The organism is Variimorphobacter sp. HTMS_6 (genome assembly GCF_059717775.1).
In genome coordinates this window covers 366,891-386,939 of the sequence record NZ_AP046094.1, presented here as the reverse complement: position 1 = coordinate 386,939, position 20,049 = coordinate 366,891, and the positions used below count along the sequence as shown (strand labels likewise).

The window sequence follows — 20,049 nt, the reverse complement described above, 5'->3', positions numbered from 1 at the left end:
TTTTAATCTGATTTAGTGTTTAAAGTGTCTCATACCCGTGAAGATCATTGCGATACCATATTCATTGCATTTTTTAATGGAATCTTCGTCCCTATTGGAACCGCCAGGTTGGATAATTGCAGTCACACCCGCCTGATGTGCCGCTTCCACGCAATCATCAAATGGGAAGAACGCGTCAGAGGCTAGAACGGAACCTTGTGTAACTCCTTCACCGATTAATTCCTCTGCATGCTCAATGGACTGCTTGGTTGCCCAGATACGATTTACCTGTCCAGGGCCAATACCGATGGACTGTTTATCCTTCGCCACAGCAATACCATTGGATTTGACAAACTTTACTACCTTCCATGCAAATAATAAATCTTCCATCTCTTTTTCGGAAGGTACACGATCCGTTACTACTTTGACCTCTTCCTCATTTAACAGCTTGCTGTCTATTGTTTGAACGATTAATCCGCCGTTTACTTTCTTCAGATCATATGCATTCTCATCCTGTGGCACGTCGATATCAGGAAGCTGAAGAACTCTGATGTTCTTCTTTACAGTAAGGATATCAAGTGCTTCCTTTTCATAAGAAGGAGCAACCACAACCTCTAAGAAGATGTTCTTCATCTCTTCTGCCATTGCTACAGTCACTTCTCGATTGATTACTACAATTCCGCCAAAGATAGAGGTTTTGTCCGCATCATATGCTTTCTTCCAAGCATCCGTTATATTATCGGCACTACCTACACCACAAGGATTACCATGCTTGCAAGCCACTACGGTAGGCTCTTTAAATTCTTTTAATAATTCTAATGCACCATTCGTATCGTTGATGTTATTGAAGGATAATTCCTTACCGTTTAACTGTGTTGCATCCGTCAGGGAGCCTTTCTTTTTGCCAATCTCACGATAGAACGCTGCTGACTGGTGAGGATTTTCACCATATCTCATATCCTGAACCTTCTCGAAGGTAAGTGTTAGCGTCTCAGGAAGCTCGTTATCATTTCTCTGTTTCTTTAAGTAATCTGCAATCATGGTGTCATAAGAGGAGGTATGCATAAATACCTTCTGCATCAGATAGAACTTTGTATCAAGGGAAACTTGCCTGTTTTCTTTTAACTCTGTTAATACTTTATCGTAATCTCTAGGATCTACGACAACAGCAACATCCTGATAATTCTTAGCTGCAGAACGAAGCATGGTAGGTCCGCCGATATCAATATTTTCTACCGCCTCATGTCTTTCGACATTCTCTTTTAGAATAGTTGCCTTGAATGGATATAAATTAACGAATACAAAATCGATTGTATCAATGTTTAGGTCTGCTAGCTGTTTCATATGGGAAGGATTGCTTCTCATAGCAAGTAATCCTGCATGAACTGTAGGATGAAGAGTCTTTACACGCCCATCTAAGCACTCCGGGAAGCCGGTTAATTCTGATATCTCAATAGCAGGAACGCCTGCTTCCTTTAATTTGCCATAGGTACCTCCGGTTGAAATGATTTCAACACCTAAGGATACCAATTCCTTGGCAAGTTCAATAATTCCTGTTTTATCTGATACGCTTATTAATGCTCTCATGCCCAATCTCCTTTTTACTCGTATTAAAGAGTTCTTTAAATATATAAAAATTCTACACCATGGCAAGTTTGTTTTCAATTCATAAATACTTATGTATCTTATCGTTATTTCTAATATATAATATTAACGCCAATTAATATTGCAATCCGCTTCAAAAAGTACTATAATTCGTAAGGTACGCCATTCATTGGCATATCAACAGGAGAAAGTTACGGCAAAGTTGTGCTAATGCCCAAATTAGCGGGTTTTATTAGCCTGGAGGTTTCATATGAAAAGATTCAAAATTACCGATCTATTCATCGGATTATTGTTTACCCTATTATTTATATCCATAGCGGTCGTAATTACCATTAATTTCAGACCTTTGTACTATATGGATGTCAAATTATTAAATATCGATATAAATTCCGGAATACCAAAAGGTGAAATCTTGCGTAACTATAACGCGTTGATCGATTATTCCTCTCCTTTTTTTAAGGGCAACCTAGTATTTCCGACTCTGCCTGCATCGAATAGCGGTTTGAGTCACTTTGCAGATGTAAAAAATATTTTTACTTTCTTCTATATTTTAGGTACAATTACCATATTTCCTGTTATAATAATAATCATTAAAAAGAGAAAAGATAATGATTACAACTACCTTTTAGCATCTGCGATTACCTCTGTTGTTTTACCGTTTATATTAGGAATATTAATGGCAATTAATTTTGATAAGACTTTTGTTTTATTCCATAAGATTGCCTTTCGAAACAACGATTGGCTATTTGATCCAAGTACGGACCCTGTAATCAATATTCTCCCTGACACTTTCTTTATGCATTGCGCCGTGTTGATTATATTAATTGTTATTTTGTTCAGTATTCTCTCAGTGGCGATATATTTTAGAAAAAAGAAGTATTTTAGCATAAAATACCGTAAAAATAAGGGTTTAAAATTGTAAGTTTATAGTATTGATTTATCATCTCAATACGATATAATAAGATTGATAAATTATTAACAAGATTTGAAGATGTATTCAAATTTCAAATCATTCAATAAAGTACACATTCATCAAACAACAAAAATTAGGTACCGGTAAGGTATCACGGAGGTAAAACATGAGAAAAACGAAAATTATTTGCACCTTGGGTCCGGCAGCAGAAAGTGAAGAAGTATTGAGAGAGCTCATCCTTGCAGGAATGGATGTCGCGCGATTCAACTTTTCCCATGCTGATCACGCAGAACATCTTGGAAGATTAAAAACAATCGAAAAATTACGTGAGGAATTGGGAATCCCGGTTGCAACTTTACTTGATACCAAAGGCCCAGAAATCCGTATCGGTACCTTTAAGGACGATAAAAAAATTCAGTTAACCGAGGGTCAGACCTTTACTTTAACCATCAGAGAAGTTGAAGGGGATGAATCCATCGTTTCTATCACTTACAAAGAATTAGTTCACGATATTAAAGTAGGTAATACCATATTAATTGATGATGGTTTAATTGAATTAACGATTAAAGATTTAAATGATACTGACATTATCTGCGAAGTAAAGAACAGTGGAATAATTTCCAACCGTAAGGGTGTAAATGTACCAGGTGTTGAATTATCTATGCCTTATATTAGCGAAAAAGACCGCTCTGATATTCTCTTCGCTGTTGAACAGGGTTATGATTTTATTGCTGCTTCTTTCGTAAGAACTGCAAAAGACGTTAAGGATATTCGTAAAATCCTTGATGCTCATAATTCCAAAGTAAAGATTATCGCAAAAATCGAGAACTTACAGGGTGTTGAAAACATCGATGAAATCATCAAAGCAGCTGATGGTATTATGATCGCTCGTGGTGACATGGGTGTTGAAATCCCTTATGAAGAAGTTCCGGTTATTCAGAAGATGATTATCAAAAAGGTTTATAACAGCTCCAAGCAGGTTATCACTGCTACTCAGATGTTAGATTCCATGATGAAAAATCCTAGACCTACCAGAGCTGAGACCACAGACGTTGCAAATGCAATCTATGACGGAACAAGTGCTATCATGTTATCCGGTGAAACAGCTGCAGGAAAATATCCTGTAGAAGCATTAAAAACAATGGTAAGAATCGCTACCCGTGCAGAAGCTGATATCGACTACAAGAAGCGTTTCAAAATTGCTGATGCAAGCCCGAATCCTGACATTACCGATGCGATTTCTCGTGCAACTGTAACAACTGCTCATGATTTGAATGCTAAGATGATTATCACCGTTACTACTTCCGGTAGAACCGCTCGTATCATCTCCCGCTTCCGTCCTCAGTGTCAGATCCTTGGTTGTACCACTGATCCGGTTGTTTGCCGTCAGTTAAACATGGCATGGGGTGTAACACCTTTATTGATGCCAATCGAGCACGATACCTTTGAGTTATTTGATCATGCTATTCAGGCAGTTGAAAAAGCAGGATATTTAGTAGATGGTGAAGTTGCAGTACTTACCGCCGGTGTACCGTTAGGTATCGCTGGAACCACAAACTTAATTAAAGTTCAAGTTGCTGGTGAAACTCACTAATCTCTATATACAATATAATTCTTGGTTAAAATATAAAATTACAAACTAACAAAAAGGGTTGTTATGAAATAGTATATCATTTCATAACAACCCTTTCTTAGATTTATAAACCTAAGTATGTTTATGCTTTCTTGCTTGCATCATTTACAATATTCATAAGGAGTTTTTTCTCAACGGGCGGTATTCTCTCCATTAATCTTGCTGCGGCCAAAACAGCCCTCCAACATGTTACATCTTCGATACGCAAACCGGACAATCTCTGATATTCCTTCCAATACTTCTTAGCCATATTATTACGCTGCAGTTGAATAATTGATTTCAAAAAGCCAGGAATCTCTTCCGGTAATGCTGCTTCTTTTAGTAACAATAGTGTTCTTGCCACATCCGCTGCAGGTACTCCCGAAGATGCTGTCATCCAGTCCAATATATATGTATCAGTACTGTTAGTAATGATATTGCCCGGATGATAATCACCGTGACATAATGAATCCCCTTCCGGCAACATTTGAAGCAACACAATCATCTCATCCTTCTGTTCTTCTGTTAAATCCTCTGCATGGAGAATACTCCATTCCAAGCTTTCTTTTTGCTTAGGTATATTTAAGCCATGGATCTGATGCATATTATAATGATTCTCTGCCATTTGTATCATATATTTCTTTAATTTGAATGGATTTTTCATAATGGTTCCCAACATCGATGCCCCTGCTATTCTAGTATATATAATCCCTTTTCGTCCTTCTATTTCAATTAGATCTGAAGCAGCAGGAGCCGGCAATCCAAGCTCATTTATCGTATTGGCTATATGATACTCCCTTTCAATTGCAACCATCGGAAAAGAAGGATAAAAAAGCTTTAATACTTCCTTCTCACCCCATTCATAAACCTCTGCTGTATAACCTCTACCGATTAAGTTTCCTTTCATCATACACCCCTAACTTTTCACATATTACTAAACTTATATATTATACCTAGTACTTTAAACATATAACAGGCAGGGATAGTCATATATATGATCTGTCCCCGCCTGCTGTGATATTAATTATTCGATCCGTCAATTTATCATATTAATTCTCAATAACTCATCTGTAACATGAATGAGAGTCCCTTGCATTCATTCGATTTTATCCACATATTCTAGTTCAAGTAGCTTTTTATTCCACACTATAATTTGGAGCTTCTTTCGTAATGTGGATATCATGAGGATGGCTTTCTTTTAAAGAAGCAGCGGAGATCTTAACGAACTTACCGGTATCCTGTAAGGTCTGGATATCCTTTGCACCGCAATAACCCATACCGGAACGTAAACCACCAATTAACTGGAATACAGTGTCCTCTGTCGTTCCCTTATATGCTACACGTCCTTCAACGCCTTCCGGAACAAGCTTTTTCGCATCGGTCTGGAAGTAACGATCCTTACTGCCATTCTCCATTGCTGCGATTGATCCCATGCCACGGTATACTTTATATTTTCTACCCTGGAACAGTTCAAAAGTTCCCGGGCTTTCATCACAACCTGCGAAAATGCTACCCATCATACATACGTTAGCGCCTGCTGCAAGAGCTTTTGTAATATCACCGGAATACTTGATACCTCCATCACCGATAATCGGAATGCCGTGTTCCTTTGCTACCGCATAGGAATCCATAATTGCAGAAATCTGAGGTACACCAATACCTGCTACAACACGTGTTGTGCAGATGGAACCCGGGCCGATACCAACCTTAACTGCATCCACTCCTGCTTCAATCAAAGCAAGTGTGCCTTCCCCGGTTGCAACGTTACCTGCAATAATCTGAAGATCAGGATATGCTGCACGAATCGATTTTACTGCTTTGATGATATTTAAGGAATGTCCGTGTGCGGAATCCAGTACAATGACGTCAACCTTAGCTTTTACTAAAGCATCTACACGATCCAGAATATTATTTGTAATACCAACAGCGGCGCCACATAAGAGACGTCCCTGCTCATCCTTAGCGGATAACGGATACTTAATCTGTTTCTCTATATCCTTGATTGTGATAAGTCCCTTAAGATTACCCTCATCATCCACCAAAGGAAGTTTTTCTTTTCTAGCGGAAGCTAAAATTTTCTTTGCTTCTTCAAGAGTAATTCCTTCTTTTGCAGTAATCAGTCCTTCTGAGGTCATGGACTCTTTAATCTTCTTTGAGAAATCAGTTTCAAATTTTAAATCACGATTTGTAATAATACCAACTAACTTTTTACCGTTCTCAACAATCGGAACACCGGATATTCTGTATTTTCCCATGACTTCATTCGCATCTTGCAATGTATGATCCGGAGATAAATAAAAGGGATCGGTGATAACTCCATTCTCTGAACGTTTTACCTTATCAACCTCTTCAGCCTGCTCTGAAATCGACATGTTTTTATGAATAATGCCTATGCCTCCCTGTCTTGCCATCGCGATTGCCATACGGTTTTCCGTTACCGTATCCATTCCGGCACTCATTAACGGGATATTAAGCTTAATTTTCTTTGTAAGGTTTGTTGTCAGATCAACAAGATTTTGTGTTACCTCTGAATATCCAGGTACTAATAATACGTCATCAAAGGTAATTCCTTCACCGATAATTTTACCCATTTTGATAATCTCCTCACTTTCTTATATTTAGTTGTTAAAATAGATTTTTAAAAGTATAACCAATTAAGATAGTATTGTCAACCATGAAAAGATATAAACCGATAGTTTTTTCAATCATGTTGACATTTGCGTATAAATAAAAAATGTATGAGAAGCAATCAGAATCACATCTCATACATCTAATTTTTTTATACTATATCAAAGAAATTTTTCTTGGACTTTTCTGCCTCATCATCGTTATCATCTTCTCACTCGGTTCAAAATAAATACGATACTTTTTATCTTCCGCACTTGCTATGATAACATAAGGTTTTGCTGATTTATCACCGCTAGTAAAATTCTTAATCTCAAGCTGTGCATTATTATAACCATCCAATGCATGGGAACCAAACGGAGCAACTATCTCCATCTGTTCCATGTCGACAGTGAGTAAGGTTTTACGTCTTGCTTTTCCCAAAATACGGTCAAAATCAAGCTGACCGTCAACAAATACGTATTCATACTCCACACTTAATCTTGGGACAACAAAAAAGGCACCTGCAATGATTGCAACGCTGATTATTACAAAATAACTACCGAAAGTGGCAATAATTAATGCAACGATTACCGCTAGCGCTATCAATACTTTTATTGCTATGGACTGTATGTCCTCTTTTTTCTTAACTCCTGCTTCCGCGTATAACTGATTCATTCAAATCCTCCTTACACTTCAACTGTCCAATTATGTTCGTCTTTTATCTTACCTAACTGAATTCCTGTAATGGTATCATATAATCTCTGGCTAACCGGTCCGATTCCACCATCTTGAACTCGCATGATATTCTCTTCCCAACGAAGCTCACCAACGGGTGAGATAACTGCTGCTGTACCGGTACCCCATACTTCTTCTAAAGTTCCATTTTGTGCTGCTTCGTAGATATCATCAATCGAAATCTGGCGTTCCTCAGTAGGTAGTCCCCATTCTTTACACAGAGCAATTACAGAATCTCTGGTCACACCGGGAAGAATGCTCCCATTCAACTTAGGAGTTACTACAGTACCATTGATTTTGAAGAATATATTCATAGCACCTACTTCTTCAATATATTTACGATGTACTCCATCCAGCCACAGTACCTGGGAATAGCCTGCATCATGTGCTTTCACCTGTGATTTTAAGGAAGCCACATAATTAGCACCTACCTTTGCTTCACCGATGCCTCCTTTTACCGCTCTTACATACTCATCCTCAATCCAGATCTTAACCGGATCAAGTCCCTCCGGATAATACGCTCCAACTGGAGATAAGATGATAATAAATACATATCGATCAGAAGGTTTCACACCTAAGTATGGATCTGTTGCAATTATAAATGGTCTGATATACAGTGAAGTCCCTTCTTTCGTTGGAATCCATGCATCATCTACTTTTACAACCGCTTTAATCGCTTCTAGAAAATCCTCTTCGGGTATCTCCGGAATACAGATTCTACGGTTTGTTTTATTCGCTCTTTCAATGTTTTTGTTTGGACGGAATAATAGTGTTCTTCCATCTTCTGTTTTATAGGCTTTTAACCCTTCAAACATTTCTTGTCCATAATGAAACACCATTGCGGAAGGCTCCAAATTGAGCGGTTGATACGGTATAATACGTGGATTATTCCAACCATTTCCCGTTTCATAATTCATAATAAACATATGGTCGGTAAAAATGGTACCAAACTTTAAAGGATTATCCGAACCCGGTAATACCTTTGGATTTTTTGTCATCTCAATTTTAATATCTAACATTTTCTCATCCTTCCTTGTTAAACCCTTTCATCCCATCAATGAACGAATTTATTCTCGTAGCTGGTAATTCGAATTATTACCAATTTTTATACTCTTTATAGTAGTCTTACTAACCTGATTTTTCAAGTATTTTTTATTGGATTTTTTTATTTCTCTCATATCTGCAAAAGGTATAGGTAAGATCATAGTAGGTTTGTTCTTCTGTTTCTTCGGCTAACACCCAATCCTCCATCTGATCCAGATTAGGGAAATGAGTATCTGCCATATACTTGTAATCAATTTTCGTTACATGTGCTATATCACAGAACGGGAGCATCTGTCTGTATATCGTTGCTCCTCCAATCACATAGATATCTTCGGATCGATAGGGAGCTGCTGCCTCAAGTGCTTCTTCAATACTATGTACCACTACTGCATCCTTTATTTTATAGTCCTGTTTTGTTGTAATCACTATATTCGTTCTATTCTTTAAGGGTTGTCCACCAGGAAAGCTCTCCATAGTACTCCTACCCATAATTACCACCTTATTTGTTGTCTCATCACGGAAAAAACGCATATCCGCCGGAATACTCACGAGGAGTTTATTCTGATATCCGATTGCCCAGTTATTGTCCACTGCTACGATTAAATTCATGCTAATTCACCTTTCTATACTGCTACCGGTATATGCTCCACTTTTGGTCCAAACTTATAATCGCGAAGCTCAAAATCATCTACAGTAAAGCTGTAGAAATCCTTTACTTCCGGGTTCATCCAAAAGGTAGGTGCATCAAAGGTAGGACGTTCAATCAATTCTTGTATCACCGGTATATGTCTGTCATAAATATGTGCATCCGCAATCACATGTACCAATTCACCTACTTCGAAATCACACACCTGTGCAAGCATATGCACAAGAACTGCATATTGACATACATTCCAGCTGTTCGCAGCTAAGATATCATTTGACCTTTGATTTAATATTGCATTCAAGGTTAATTTTTCACTATTTTTTTTCTTAGTCACGTTAAATGTTACACTATATGCACAGGGATATAGATTCATTTCATGAAGATCCTGATGAACATAGATATTCGTCATGATTCTTCTACTGTATGGATTATTCTTCAGGTCAAAGATCACGCGATCCACTTGATCCATCTCTCCCTCTTTATATTTGTGCTTCACCGACATCTGATATCCATAGGCCTTACCGATAGCTCCGTTCTCATCTGCCCAGCTATCCCAGATACTGCTGTTAAGCTCATTAACATTATTCGATTTTTTTTGCCATATCCATAACAATTCATCAATACAGCTTTTAATCGGGGTTCTTCGAAGCGTCATTGCCGGGAATTCCTTTGTTAAATCATAACGATTCACTACACCAAATTTTTTAATCGTGTATGCGAAGGCTCCATCCTCCCATTTCGGTCTGACCTTCTCACCCTCGGTACTCACTCCGTTTTCTAATATATCCTTACACATGGATATAAATATATTATCTGCTAAACTCATAAAAATCCTCCGTTTTGCGATCTTAACAAATCATCTTCTACATTAAATTATTGTACCTTAGTTTGCTACGCAAGGCAACCTCTAAACACACATAAAATATTCGTACCAGAATAAGTTATTTCCCTATCCGGTACGAACATTCTATGTCAATTATTCTTATAAGCAATTATTTTTAATATAAGGGGCAAGTGTAAATGTACTCAACCTCTTACAGACAAACTACACTTTCCTCTACAAAACGTTTTATATTTGATGCGTTCACATATTTTGTGGCAACACCATCTTTTATTTCTACCAGAGTAGGTGCCTGCATAATACTGAATTCATTCGCTAAATCCTGATTTTCTTCTGCATCAATAACTGCGTAAGATATTCCTTTTAGGAACTCCTTTGCAAGCTTGCAATTGGGGCAGGTCTTTGTAGTAAAGAGATATAGCCCGTCTCCCATTGCGGTGCTCTCCTCAGCACAAGCACAATTATTCTCCGACTTATGATCTTCCATCTCTCTGAATTGCTCTGGTCTGTAGATCTTACGGTTCTTGTATTCCTGGGATTTACCTTCATTCCAGTTTTGAACCGGACGATAATAACCGGTAATACGGCTATATACTTCCGCCCTCTCACCACAGTGAGGACAGGTATATTGTTCTCCGACTAAGTATCCATGTGTCTTACATACCGAATAGGTAGGGGACAAGGTGTAATAAGGCAATTTATAATTAGATGCAATTGTTCGAACTAATTTTGCCGCTGCTTCCCAATCCTGCAACTTTTCACCAAGGAATGCATGGAATACGGTTCCCGAAGTGTATAATGTCTGCAATTCATCCTGAACATCAAGCGCATCAAAAATATCCTCAGTATAGCCTACCGGAAGGTGGGAACTGTTCGTATAATAAGGAACATCCCCTTCATTGCCAGCAGTCTTAATATCGGGCCAACGCTTTCTGTCATGCTTAGCTAAACGATAGGTTGTGGACTCTGCCGGAGTTGCTTCCAGGTTATATAAATCGCCGTACTCTTCCTGATAATCAGATAGGCGTTCTCTCATATGATTTAACGTCTTAATTGCAAAATCCTTGGTCTTCTTATCGGTCATATCTTTGCCTAACCATTTGGCATTTAAACCAACCTCATTCATACCAATCAGACCAATCGTTGAGAAATGACTCTCAAATGATCCCAAATAACGCTTTGTATATGGGTATAACCCTTCATCCAGTAATTTTGTGATTACGCCTCTTTTTACATTTAAGGAACGAGCTGCGAGATCCATCATGCGATCAAGGCGCTCAAAAAACTCCTCCTCTGTAATGGACTGATATGCAATACGAGGCATATTAATTGTAACAACACCCACAGAACCGGTACTTTCACCGGAACCAAAGAAACCACCGGTTTTCTTACGAAGTTCTCTAAGATCCAAACGAAGTCTGCAACACATAGAACGCACATCACTCGGTTCCATATCACTGTTTATAAAGTTTGAAAAATATGGGGTACCGTATTTTGATGTCATCTCAAACAAAAGTCTATTATTCTCTGTATCAGACCAGTCAAAATCATTGGTAATGGAGTAGGTCGGAATCGGATACTGGAATCCTCTACCGTTCGCATCTCCTTCAATCATAATCTCAATAAAGGCTTTGTTGACCATATCCATCTCTTTTTTACAATCTTTGTACTTAAAGTCAACTTCTTTGCCACCGATGATACATGGTAATTCTGCAAGGTCATTCGGTACCGTCCAGTCCAAGGTGATATTGGAGAATGGTGCCTGTGTACCCCAACGGCTCGGTGTGTTTACGCCATATACGAAGGATTGAATGCACTGCTTTACTTCCTTATAGGTTAAGTTATCTACCTTAACAAATGGCGCCAAATAAGTATCAAAGGAGGAGAAGGCCTGCGCGCCAGCCCATTCATTTTGCATAATTCCTAGGAAATTAACCATCTGATTGCAAAGGGTGGACAAATGACCTGCAGGGGATGATGTGATCTTACCCGGAATTCCGCCGAGTCCTTCTTTTATTAACTGTTTTAAAGACCAGCCTGCGCAGTAACCGGTCAGCATGGATAAATCGTGTAAATGAATATCCGCGTTACGATGTGCACTTGCTATCTCTTGATCGTATATTTCTGACAGCCAATAATTCGCTGTAACAGATCCTGAATTATGTAATATTAAACCGCCAACGGAATAGGTAACGGTAGAGTTTTCTTTTACTCTCCAATCCTCTTCCTTTACATAGCTGTTTACAATCTCTTTGTAATCAAGAATTGTAGACTTCATGTTACGGATTTTTTCTCTATTTTTACGGTAAAGGATGTATGCCTTAGCAACATCAGTGTAGCCTGTCTGTTCCAATACATTTTCCACACTATCCTGTACATCTTCCACGTGAATGGTTTCATCTTTCACATTGTTTTGGAAATCAGATGTTACACGTAATGCTAACAAGCTAATAATCTCTTCTGTATAGAATTTTTCTGTCGCTTTGAAGGCTTTTGTTATTGCTTCACTGATTTTCTTTAGGTTGAATTCGGCAACCTGACCATCTCTCTTAATAACGTTAATCATAAGTAACTGACCCCTTCCCGTTCTCTTAAATTCTAAGATTACCTCTAGACTCAATACTACCAGAAATGTTTTCCAGAGTCAATACAAAAATACTAGATATATGCTAGCAATTTTGCCCCAGCACTATATCTAGTATTAATTTTAGTAATTTTGTCCTATTTACTTTATTTGCTGGAAGGCCGATAAATCAAGGGTTTGCGAAGATTTTCCTACAAACTTTGGAAAATATCCTTTGGTACATATGCCTTTACATAGATTCCATCTTGACGATATTCCTCTTCCAAAAGTTGTCCGTACTTTCTTATCATTTGAATCTTTCCGGCATCCTCATATGAGAACTCTTTTTCTAAAAGAATTTTACGTTCCTTAAGAATCTTCTCAATAAGTTCCAATAATTTATTTACATCATCACCAGATTTTGCTGATATTTTAATTGTGTAATCCGCCTTGAAATCTTTGATCGTACGATCCGCTTCCGGTTTATCCTGTTTATTAAAGGCTGTGATAATCTCTTTGTCCTGAATTCCAAGTTTATTTAACGTATCATATACTATATGCATATGACGATCCACATCAGGATTTGCACTGTCCACCACATGAAGTATTATATCGGAGTACTTGGCTTCTTCAAGTGTACTTCGAAATGCTTCAATCAAGTGATGAGGAAGCTTGCGGATAAATCCTACTGTATCCGTGAGTAAAATCTGCTGCCCACTCTCAAGTTCCAGGTTTCTGGTCGTCGGATCCAGTGTAGCAAAAAGCTTGTCCTCTTCAAGAACCCCTGCATTTGTGAGATAATTCAATAAAGTTGATTTTCCTGCATTCGTATATCCTACAATTGCAATAACCGGGATACGATTCTTGCTTCGAAGATTTCTGGCAGTTTCACGGTTTTGCTTCACTTCATCTAGCTCATGACGCAATATCGTTATTCTTTCTTTAATTAATCGACGATCGATCTCCAGCTTTTTCTCACCGGGACCTCTGGTACCAATTCCTCCACCCAGCCTTGATAAGGAATTCCCCAGTCCAATCAAACGGGAAGAACGATATCTGAGCTGTGCCAATTCAACCTGTATTTTTCCTTCTCTTGTGGAGGCACGTTTTGCGAATATCTCTAGTATAATAACGGTTCGGTCTAGTACCTTCATCTGAAGCGAGTTCTCAAGGTTTTTTAATTGTGCAGGAGAAAGCTCATCATCACAGACCACTCCGGTTGCCTTTGTCATAAGCGCCAATTCTCTCACTTCTTCTATTTTACCTTTGCCGATATAGGTTCCGGGGTGAACCTTTTCTCTATTCTGAATAATCTTTCCAACGGTTATCGCTCCGGCGGTTGAAGCAAGCTCCTCCAGTTCATCCAGAGACTGTACTGTATCATCACTGTCTGAAGCAGCAACTCCGACCAGTACAAAGCGTTCCTCCATTTCTTTTACATCATATAACTGTCCCATCCATATCTCCAATCCGCCGTATCACAGCTGCTTTTTCTTTTCGTTTTTTTATTTATTATTACTCAATTAGTATGAACCAATCCGAGTATCGATAAATTCCGCTTCTCTTTTCGCTTCTTTATCCCCTGGATACTTCTTTTGATAATCAGCAATTGTCTCATGTGCTTTGTCATATTCACCTAGATTTTCAAAAGCGATAATTTCATTTTTCATGAGAACCTGTAAAGTAGTACCCTCCTTTTGGGCAATTCCCTTTTTCAGATAGCCCAATGCCTTATCATATTCCTTATTCTTCATTAAACATACAGCTACCTGGTTGTAGGCCTTGGCAGATTCCACTTTCCCTTCACTAAGGTACTTCTCATAATATTCAAGCGCTTTTTTGTAATTCTTTTTTTCCCGGTATATTTCACCTACAGAATAATATGCCTCCTCAATACCGGATTGTGCAGATTGCAGAAGCTGACTCATTGCCGCTTTTTCATCCCCTAAATAATAATGAATTCTTGCCATATTGTATTTGTCGAGATCAGTTTGAGCTTTGATTTGCGCCCCCTCCGATAGTACTGCTTTCGCTTCTGTTTCCTTATTACTTATCTTAAGAAGATTATATTTACCGATGTAATATTCCAATTTCTTAGGTTTTAACGAAAGAGCCTTATTATAGTCAGATAAACCTTTATCATATGCTCCTGTCAGCTGATAGCAATATGCCCTATTACAGTAGGCATTCGCATCCTTTTTATTCTTCTTAATCAATAAAGAATAGGTTTCAACTGCTTTATCGTAGGAACCGGACATCCGCTGGGCACTTCCCATATAATACAATATGTCCACATTCAGGTTTGACAATTCATGGATTTTTAAAGCCTTTTCAAACTCCTCCAATGCCTTCTTATAATCATGCATTTGGTAATAAGCGATCCCTTTCCCCCTGAGTGCCCTTTTATTATTTTCCTTTGCAACCGAAGCGCCGGGTTTAACAGAAATCACATTAAACTGCTTCAGTGCTTTCTCATATTCTCCTTGAGCGATCAAGGTGAGGCCGTAATCGATGTAATACTCTGCCCGGTTCGGATTCTTAGTAATTGCCTTGCTAAAATCGTTTGCAGCTTCCTCATAATTTCCCTTCTCAAAATTCTTGCGGCCAGATTTCGCCAGATCACCGTCTTTACCGCAAGCAATTAAGGAAACTATCAGTAGAAAACTCAAACCGATAGAAAGAATCCTTTTCATAATCATTCTCCGTTTCAATATGAAATTATCCCCATGGTTTATCCAATGCAGACAAGTTGTCCACGATTCCAAAGCACGCACTTAATAAACCCAAGAATATCCATGGTTAATTATACCCTATAAGCTTCAAAATGACAATGTGCTAACCGTGTAAAGTATAGCAAACTTGTCCATAAAGTTTGCTTTTTTCATTGACATAATTAGCAAAAATACGCTACAATAGAAACAATTTCATATTGTACTTTTCAAACGAAATCGGTCAGTGATGATCCGTTATTTATACATTCAAACTTATTCATTACGCATAAATTTTGATTTCTTTGAGAATGATTATTATGCTAAGGAGGACAATTTTTATGGATTTCTTATTCAATGGTATTACAGCATTAACCTGGAAAGAAGCAGCTATGTTTCTCATTGGAGGTATCTTAATCTATCTTGCAGTTGCAAAAGAATACGAACCTTCCCTACTTCTCCCCATGGGTTTCGGCGCTATTTTAGTCAACATTCCCTTCAGTGGAGTATTGGATCAGGTGGTACCGGGTGTAGAAAACTCACACGGAATCATTCAATGGCTATATGAAACCACGATCAGACAATCCGAATTACTACCGTTATTATTATTTATCGGTATCGGAGCAATGATTGACTTTGGTCCACTTTTATCTAACCCTAAGATGTTCTTCTTTGGTGGTGCCGCACAGTTTGGTATCTTCCTTACCATCCTTGTAGCAGCAGCTTGTGGCTTTGATTTAAAGGATGCTGCTTCTATCGGTATTATCGGTGCAGCAGACGGCCCAACCTCAATTCTTGTATCCCTAAGGTTAGGTAGTAAATACATCGGGCCAATTGCAGTCGCGGCGTATTCGTATATGGCCTTGGTTCCAATCATTCAGCCTCTCGCTATCAAAGCAGTTACAACCAAGAAAGAACGTTTAATTCGTATGGAATATAATCCTCATTCCGTAACAAAGCTTACCCGATTACTCTTCCCGATCATTGTAACCGTTATCTCCGGCATAGTTGCCCCTGATTCAGTTGCACTCGTTGGTTTCTTAATGTTTGGTAACTTAATTCGTGAATGTGGTGTACTTGGAACTTTATCCGATGTCGCTCAGAATGTATTAGCAAATCTGGTAACATTATTACTTGGTATTACTATTTCCTTCAGTATGCAGGCAGAATCCTTCCTGGATATTAAGACTTTAATGATTATGGGTCTCGGTTTATTCGCTTTCACCTTCGACACTATTGGTGGTGTTATATTCGCAAAGATACTAAATCTCTTCTTAAAGAAGAAAATCAATCCAATGGTTGGTGGAGCCGGAATCTCCGCATTCCCCATGTCAGCCCGTGTTATTCAAAAAATGGGCTTGAAAGAGGATCCTTCCAATCACCTATTAATGCATGCAATCAGTGCAAATGTAGCAGGCCAGATCGGGTCTGTAGTAGCCGGTGGTGTAGTATTGAATATTGTTATTCAGATGCTTAAATAGTAGAAGGGAGAACATTATGGATAAAACAGTACTTCAAGCGTTAGAAATTATGGGAAAAGGTATGCTTTCCATCTTTGTAGTAATATTTATATTAACCCTAATCGTTGTTTTTCTAACATGGATAACGAACCGTCCACGCTTTAAGAAGTTTGACAATGATGAGGAATAATCCCCGTATGCAAGTATATTAAAAATTTTATATAAGAATATTATATAGAGGAAGGTGAATTGACCACTGTCATTCACCTTCCTCTTATAATAGTAAAATATCAATTCCAAAACAAAGCTGGAGTTTAAAATGATTTCGTTTATTATCGGGCTTTGTTTTGATAGACATTAGTCCTCATTGCATCGCCTACGTAATTTCTATCCGTCATCCCGGTAGGATGTGCATACTAAAAAAGACGTATTGCAAAATATGATTTACAATACGTCTTCTTATTAGTTTATGTATCTTACTGCCTTAACAGGTGTTCTATAGTTATATCTTGATGTCTTAATTCCAGTGGATGGACTACTTGCAGCAACGACTCTACCGTTACCAATGTAAATAGCAACATGATTAATTCTACCGTTCTTAGCATAGAAGAGCAAATCTCCTGGCTGTATATTACTAATTGATATACTTCTTCCGCTTGCAGCCTGTGATCTTGAGGTTCGAGGAATGCTAATTCCAAAATGAGCAAATACGGACTGTGTAAATCCGGAACAGTCGGCACCATTCGTTAAGCTTGTACCACCCCAAACATATGGATTACCAACAAACCGTAATCCGTAGTTAGCTATATTACTTCCTAACGATGAACCAGCATCATTGCTTGGTGCATTATCCGTAACTGTTGTTGCAGGTCTCGTTGGTTTCCTAATCGGCTTTTTAACGACTGTAGTTTTTGTTGGTTTCTTTACTGGCTTACTACTGTGATTATTGGAATTCTGATTGTTCGTTGTTTGATCATTATCCTGTTGTTGATTAGCAGCTTGTTCTTCAGCAATACTCTCTTGCTCCTCTTCAATGGATACTGCTGTTTCATAATCAGTATCAACTTTAACAAAATCAGCTGCTACATAACCAACTTTATCTCCACCAAGAGATATCTTTATCCAACCATCCATCTCTTTAATAACATTAAAGTTGTCACCTTCTGCAACTAAATCAAGCACCTGTGAATCTTGAGAATTACTTTCTCTTACCTTTAATGTTGTTGTGTTAACAGTAATAATTCTTTTACCTACCGAGTTTGCAACTTTTATCGCATCCTGGCCTGTAACTAGATAATCTGATTTAATATATCCATTAACGGAACCGGATTGTATCTTATACCAGCCGCCCTTCTTATCAATAATCTTAGCTGCACAGTTATTATAAAGCTTTCCAAGTATTTCACTATCTTCATTTGCTTCGCTTCTAATATTTACGTAGCTTGTAACTTTGGCAAATGCTAAATTCTCATATTCCTCCGGAATATTATTTTCAAAGTAATTTGTGATTGCTTTATCTGCTTGACTAGAATTTTCAAATAAAACATCCAGAGATAAATTAATTCCCGCAATTGGCTGCTCCGGTAATGGTGCTTCCGCCGCTTGTGCCATCGTTGCTCTTCCTGCCATTGTCAATGTTCCTACTAATAGAAACGCTCCTAGCTTATGTACTCTCATCATATAAATCTCCATTCTGTCGATACATTCTAATTTGTGTGTTACACAAATTCGCTGTATGAAAAATCTTGATTTTCCACACTGAACCTTAACGATATCTAACGCTGAATTAACCGGCAATATATATCTAAGTTCCTCCTATGTGATTAAATGTTATTCACATATTGTCGTATGTAATAGTTATTACGAATTTGTTAAATTAATTACATACTTATTATACGACAGAATATCCAAAATTGCATGATGTATTTTCTGGTAAATTATTTACTTATTTCCCCCACGATTTCTCGAAATACTTTTGTATGATAGTCAATATCCTCCACCGTGGTGTATTGGCATATTAAGGCCATATTATGAAATGGTGTCATCAGTATTCCACGGTTCATGCTTGCCAAATGCATATACTGATCAAGCAGAAAATCACAAGCCGCTGACGCTTCGCTACCATTTTTAGCTGGCTCCTTTCGAAACCAATATTCGGTTCGACAACCCAGTTGAGTTGTATTCCAGTCCAAATCAAACTCTTTCATTACAGACTGCACCCCTTCGTTGAAGTGGGTTGCTAAAGGAATATTACGTTGATAGAACTCCTCTGTTAATACCTTAGATAGCGTAGCTCTCATCGCAGCCATAGAGAGAGCATTTGCGGCTAGTGTTCCCCCTATCCCTCCGGTGTCACACACTTCCTTTTGAATTACATCGATTACTTTTTGTGAAAATTCCTCGCTAAAACCATAAGCTCCGGTTGGAATACCTGATGCAATTGTTTTCCCAAGCGTAACTATATCCGGCTCTAGTCCGAATTCTTTCGTATATCCGCCAACTCCGGTACAAATGGTATGTGTCTCATCGATAATCAAATAAGTTCCGTATCTTCTCGTCAATTCCCTTAGGGCTTTATGAAAGCCCTCGTTTGGATGAACAATTCCAATATTCGTCATAACTGGCTCCGTAAGTACTGCAGCAACATCTTCGTCTCTCAGGGCATTCTCAAGAGCATCAATATCATTCCATTCGACTACTTTTGTAGTACAGAATGGATCAATCTGTGGTCCCAAATTACCTTCTCTAGCTACTACCTTCCCTTGTTCATTCAAAGTAGCGAAAGACTCATCTACACTTCCATGATAGCACCAATTAAAAACTAAAACTTTAGGTCTTCCCGTTACCTGTCTAGCCAGACGAAGGGAAAATCGATTTGCATCCGTTGCCGAAGTAGTAAACTGCCAGTATTTCACGCCAAATCTTCGACTAAGCTCTTCCCCATTGTATATTGCATCCTCTGTGGGAAGCATAAAGGTCGTTCCCTGCCTGCAGTACTTAGTAATCGCTTCTACCGCCGCCTCCGGTGAGTGTCCAACCATTGACCCGGTATCACCAAGGCAAAAATCTATGTACTCCAAACCATCCACGCATTTAAAATGTGCGCCCTTCGCTTCTTTCACAAAAATCGGATAGCTTCCTGCCCACTTTACCATCCAGTTCATTGGAACTCCCTGTAACAGGTTCCCCTTCGCTTTGCTATATAACTGTGAAGATATAGGATGTGTTTCTTCAAATAGATGGATCTCATTATCAAATTTTTTTTGTAACAACTCTCGATTAATCATTCCATTCATACCTTTCATTGTTAATATTCTTCTACCGATCTATTCATTG

The 20,049-nt window shown here is 38.3% G+C and carries 16 protein-coding genes; 4 read left to right on the top strand and 12 right to left on the bottom strand.

Going from position 1 to position 20,049, the window contains the following annotated elements:
• Nucleotides 1-12 precede the first annotated feature (12 nt).
• On the bottom strand, nt 13-1,566 hold the full coding sequence (purH, locus tag AC6IWN_RS01730) for a bifunctional phosphoribosylaminoimidazolecarboxamide formyltransferase/IMP cyclohydrolase (RefSeq protein WP_497990456.1): 1,554 nt from the start codon (nt 1,564-1,566) through the stop codon (nt 13-15).
• A 268-nt stretch (nt 1,567-1,834) separates the two neighbouring features.
• On the opposite strand from purH, the gene AC6IWN_RS01725 reads away from it, so the two are divergent.
• Together AC6IWN_RS01725 and pyk are read left to right on the top strand one after the other, a co-directional pair.
• A complete protein-coding gene (locus AC6IWN_RS01725; protein WP_497990454.1) occupies nt 1,835-2,506 on the top strand; it encodes a TIGR01906 family membrane protein in 672 nt (223 codons plus the stop codon).
• Between the two features lie 157 nt (nt 2,507-2,663).
• On the top strand, nt 2,664-4,091 hold the full coding sequence (pyk, locus tag AC6IWN_RS01720) for a pyruvate kinase (protein WP_497990452.1): 1,428 nt from the start codon (nt 2,664-2,666) through the stop codon (nt 4,089-4,091).
• Between the two features lie 121 nt (nt 4,092-4,212).
• Here pyk and AC6IWN_RS01715 read toward each other — a convergent pair whose 3' ends face one another.
• The 9 genes from AC6IWN_RS01715 to AC6IWN_RS01675 form a co-directional block, all read right to left on the bottom strand.
• Nucleotides 4,213-5,016 (bottom strand): phosphotransferase family protein, encoded by an 804-nt coding sequence (locus AC6IWN_RS01715; protein ID WP_497990450.1) that lies wholly within the window; start codon nt 5,014-5,016, stop codon nt 4,213-4,215.
• Nucleotides 5,017-5,245: 229 nt separating this feature from the next.
• Nucleotides 5,246-6,700 carry an IMP dehydrogenase gene (gene guaB, locus AC6IWN_RS01710; protein WP_497990448.1) on the bottom strand — a complete coding sequence of 485 codons (1,455 nt, stop codon included), beginning with the start codon at nt 6,698-6,700 and terminating at the stop codon, nt 5,246-5,248.
• A 193-nt stretch (nt 6,701-6,893) separates the two neighbouring features.
• Nucleotides 6,894-7,391 carry a DUF6106 family protein gene (locus AC6IWN_RS01705; RefSeq protein ID WP_497990446.1) on the bottom strand — a complete coding sequence of 166 codons (498 nt, stop codon included), beginning with the start codon at nt 7,389-7,391 and terminating at the stop codon, nt 6,894-6,896.
• A gap of 11 nt (nt 7,392-7,402) precedes the next feature.
• A complete protein-coding gene (locus AC6IWN_RS01700; RefSeq protein WP_497990444.1) occupies nt 7,403-8,470 on the bottom strand; it encodes a branched-chain amino acid aminotransferase in 1,068 nt (355 codons plus the stop codon).
• Nucleotides 8,471-8,603: 133 nt separating this feature from the next.
• Nucleotides 8,604-9,104, bottom strand: a complete 501-nt coding sequence (locus AC6IWN_RS01695; RefSeq protein ID WP_497990443.1) for a dihydrofolate reductase — start codon at nt 9,102-9,104, stop codon at nt 8,604-8,606.
• A gap of 14 nt (nt 9,105-9,118) precedes the next feature.
• Nucleotides 9,119-9,967: a thymidylate synthase gene (gene thyA, locus AC6IWN_RS01690; protein WP_497990441.1), complete on the bottom strand. Its 849-nt coding sequence runs from the start codon at nt 9,965-9,967 to the stop codon at nt 9,119-9,121.
• A 208-nt stretch (nt 9,968-10,175) separates the two neighbouring features.
• Nucleotides 10,176-12,548: a ribonucleoside triphosphate reductase gene (locus tag AC6IWN_RS01685; RefSeq protein ID WP_497990439.1), complete on the bottom strand. Its 2,373-nt coding sequence runs from the start codon at nt 12,546-12,548 to the stop codon at nt 10,176-10,178.
• Between the two features lie 209 nt (nt 12,549-12,757).
• Nucleotides 12,758-14,002, bottom strand: a complete 1,245-nt coding sequence (hflX, locus tag AC6IWN_RS01680; RefSeq protein WP_497990437.1) for a GTPase HflX — start codon at nt 14,000-14,002, stop codon at nt 12,758-12,760.
• Nucleotides 14,003-14,068: 66 nt separating this feature from the next.
• Nucleotides 14,069-15,238 (bottom strand): tetratricopeptide repeat protein, encoded by a 1,170-nt coding sequence (locus tag AC6IWN_RS01675; protein WP_497990435.1) that lies wholly within the window; start codon nt 15,236-15,238, stop codon nt 14,069-14,071.
• Between the two features lie 356 nt (nt 15,239-15,594).
• Here AC6IWN_RS01675 and AC6IWN_RS01670 point away from each other — a divergent pair, with 356 nt between their 5' ends.
• Nucleotides 15,595-16,734: a sodium ion-translocating decarboxylase subunit beta gene (locus tag AC6IWN_RS01670; RefSeq protein WP_497990433.1), complete on the top strand. Its 1,140-nt coding sequence runs from the start codon at nt 15,595-15,597 to the stop codon at nt 16,732-16,734.
• A gap of 16 nt (nt 16,735-16,750) precedes the next feature.
• Entirely contained in the window at nt 16,751-16,903 is a 153-nt protein-coding gene (locus AC6IWN_RS01665; protein ID WP_497990431.1) for a hypothetical protein, read from the top strand.
• Nucleotides 16,904-17,175: 272 nt separating this feature from the next.
• Here AC6IWN_RS01665 and AC6IWN_RS01660 read toward each other — a convergent pair whose 3' ends face one another.
• Nucleotides 17,176-18,510, bottom strand: a complete 1,335-nt coding sequence (locus tag AC6IWN_RS01660; RefSeq protein ID WP_497990429.1) for a C40 family peptidase — start codon at nt 18,508-18,510, stop codon at nt 17,176-17,178.
• 140 nt (nt 18,511-18,650) lie between these two features.
• On the bottom strand, nt 18,651-20,018 hold the full coding sequence (locus AC6IWN_RS01655; protein WP_497990427.1) for an aspartate aminotransferase family protein: 1,368 nt from the start codon (nt 20,016-20,018) through the stop codon (nt 18,651-18,653).
• Nucleotides 20,019-20,049: the final 31 nt, after the last annotated feature.

Excerpts from the sequence above, each read along its gene's own strand:
- purH (WP_497990456.1), bottom strand. The coding sequence starts at position 1,566 with ATGAGAGCATTAATAAGCGTATCAGATAAAACAGGAATTATTGAACTT.
- AC6IWN_RS01725 (WP_497990454.1), top strand. The coding sequence starts at position 1,835 with ATGAAAAGATTCAAAATTACCGATCTATTCATCGGATTATTGTTTACC.
- pyk (WP_497990452.1), top strand. The coding sequence starts at position 2,664 with ATGAGAAAAACGAAAATTATTTGCACCTTGGGTCCGGCAGCAGAAAGT.
- AC6IWN_RS01715 (WP_497990450.1), bottom strand. The coding sequence starts at position 5,016 with ATGAAAGGAAACTTAATCGGTAGAGGTTATACAGCAGAGGTTTATGAA.
- guaB (WP_497990448.1), bottom strand. The coding sequence starts at position 6,700 with ATGGGTAAAATTATCGGTGAAGGAATTACCTTTGATGACGTATTATTA.
- AC6IWN_RS01705 (WP_497990446.1), bottom strand. The coding sequence starts at position 7,391 with ATGAATCAGTTATACGCGGAAGCAGGAGTTAAGAAAAAAGAGGACATA.
- AC6IWN_RS01700 (WP_497990444.1), bottom strand. The coding sequence starts at position 8,470 with ATGTTAGATATTAAAATTGAGATGACAAAAAATCCAAAGGTATTACCG.
- AC6IWN_RS01695 (WP_497990443.1), bottom strand. The coding sequence starts at position 9,104 with ATGAATTTAATCGTAGCAGTGGACAATAACTGGGCAATCGGATATCAG.
- thyA (WP_497990441.1), bottom strand. The coding sequence starts at position 9,967 with ATGAGTTTAGCAGATAATATATTTATATCCATGTGTAAGGATATATTA.
- AC6IWN_RS01685 (WP_497990439.1), bottom strand. The coding sequence starts at position 12,548 with ATGATTAACGTTATTAAGAGAGATGGTCAGGTTGCCGAATTCAACCTA.
- hflX (WP_497990437.1), bottom strand. The coding sequence starts at position 14,002 with ATGGGACAGTTATATGATGTAAAAGAAATGGAGGAACGCTTTGTACTG.
- AC6IWN_RS01675 (WP_497990435.1), bottom strand. The coding sequence starts at position 15,238 with ATGAAAAGGATTCTTTCTATCGGTTTGAGTTTTCTACTGATAGTTTCC.
- AC6IWN_RS01670 (WP_497990433.1), top strand. The coding sequence starts at position 15,595 with ATGGATTTCTTATTCAATGGTATTACAGCATTAACCTGGAAAGAAGCA.
- AC6IWN_RS01665 (WP_497990431.1), top strand. The coding sequence starts at position 16,751 with ATGGATAAAACAGTACTTCAAGCGTTAGAAATTATGGGAAAAGGTATG.
- AC6IWN_RS01655 (WP_497990427.1), bottom strand. The coding sequence starts at position 20,018 with ATGAAAGGTATGAATGGAATGATTAATCGAGAGTTGTTACAAAAAAAA.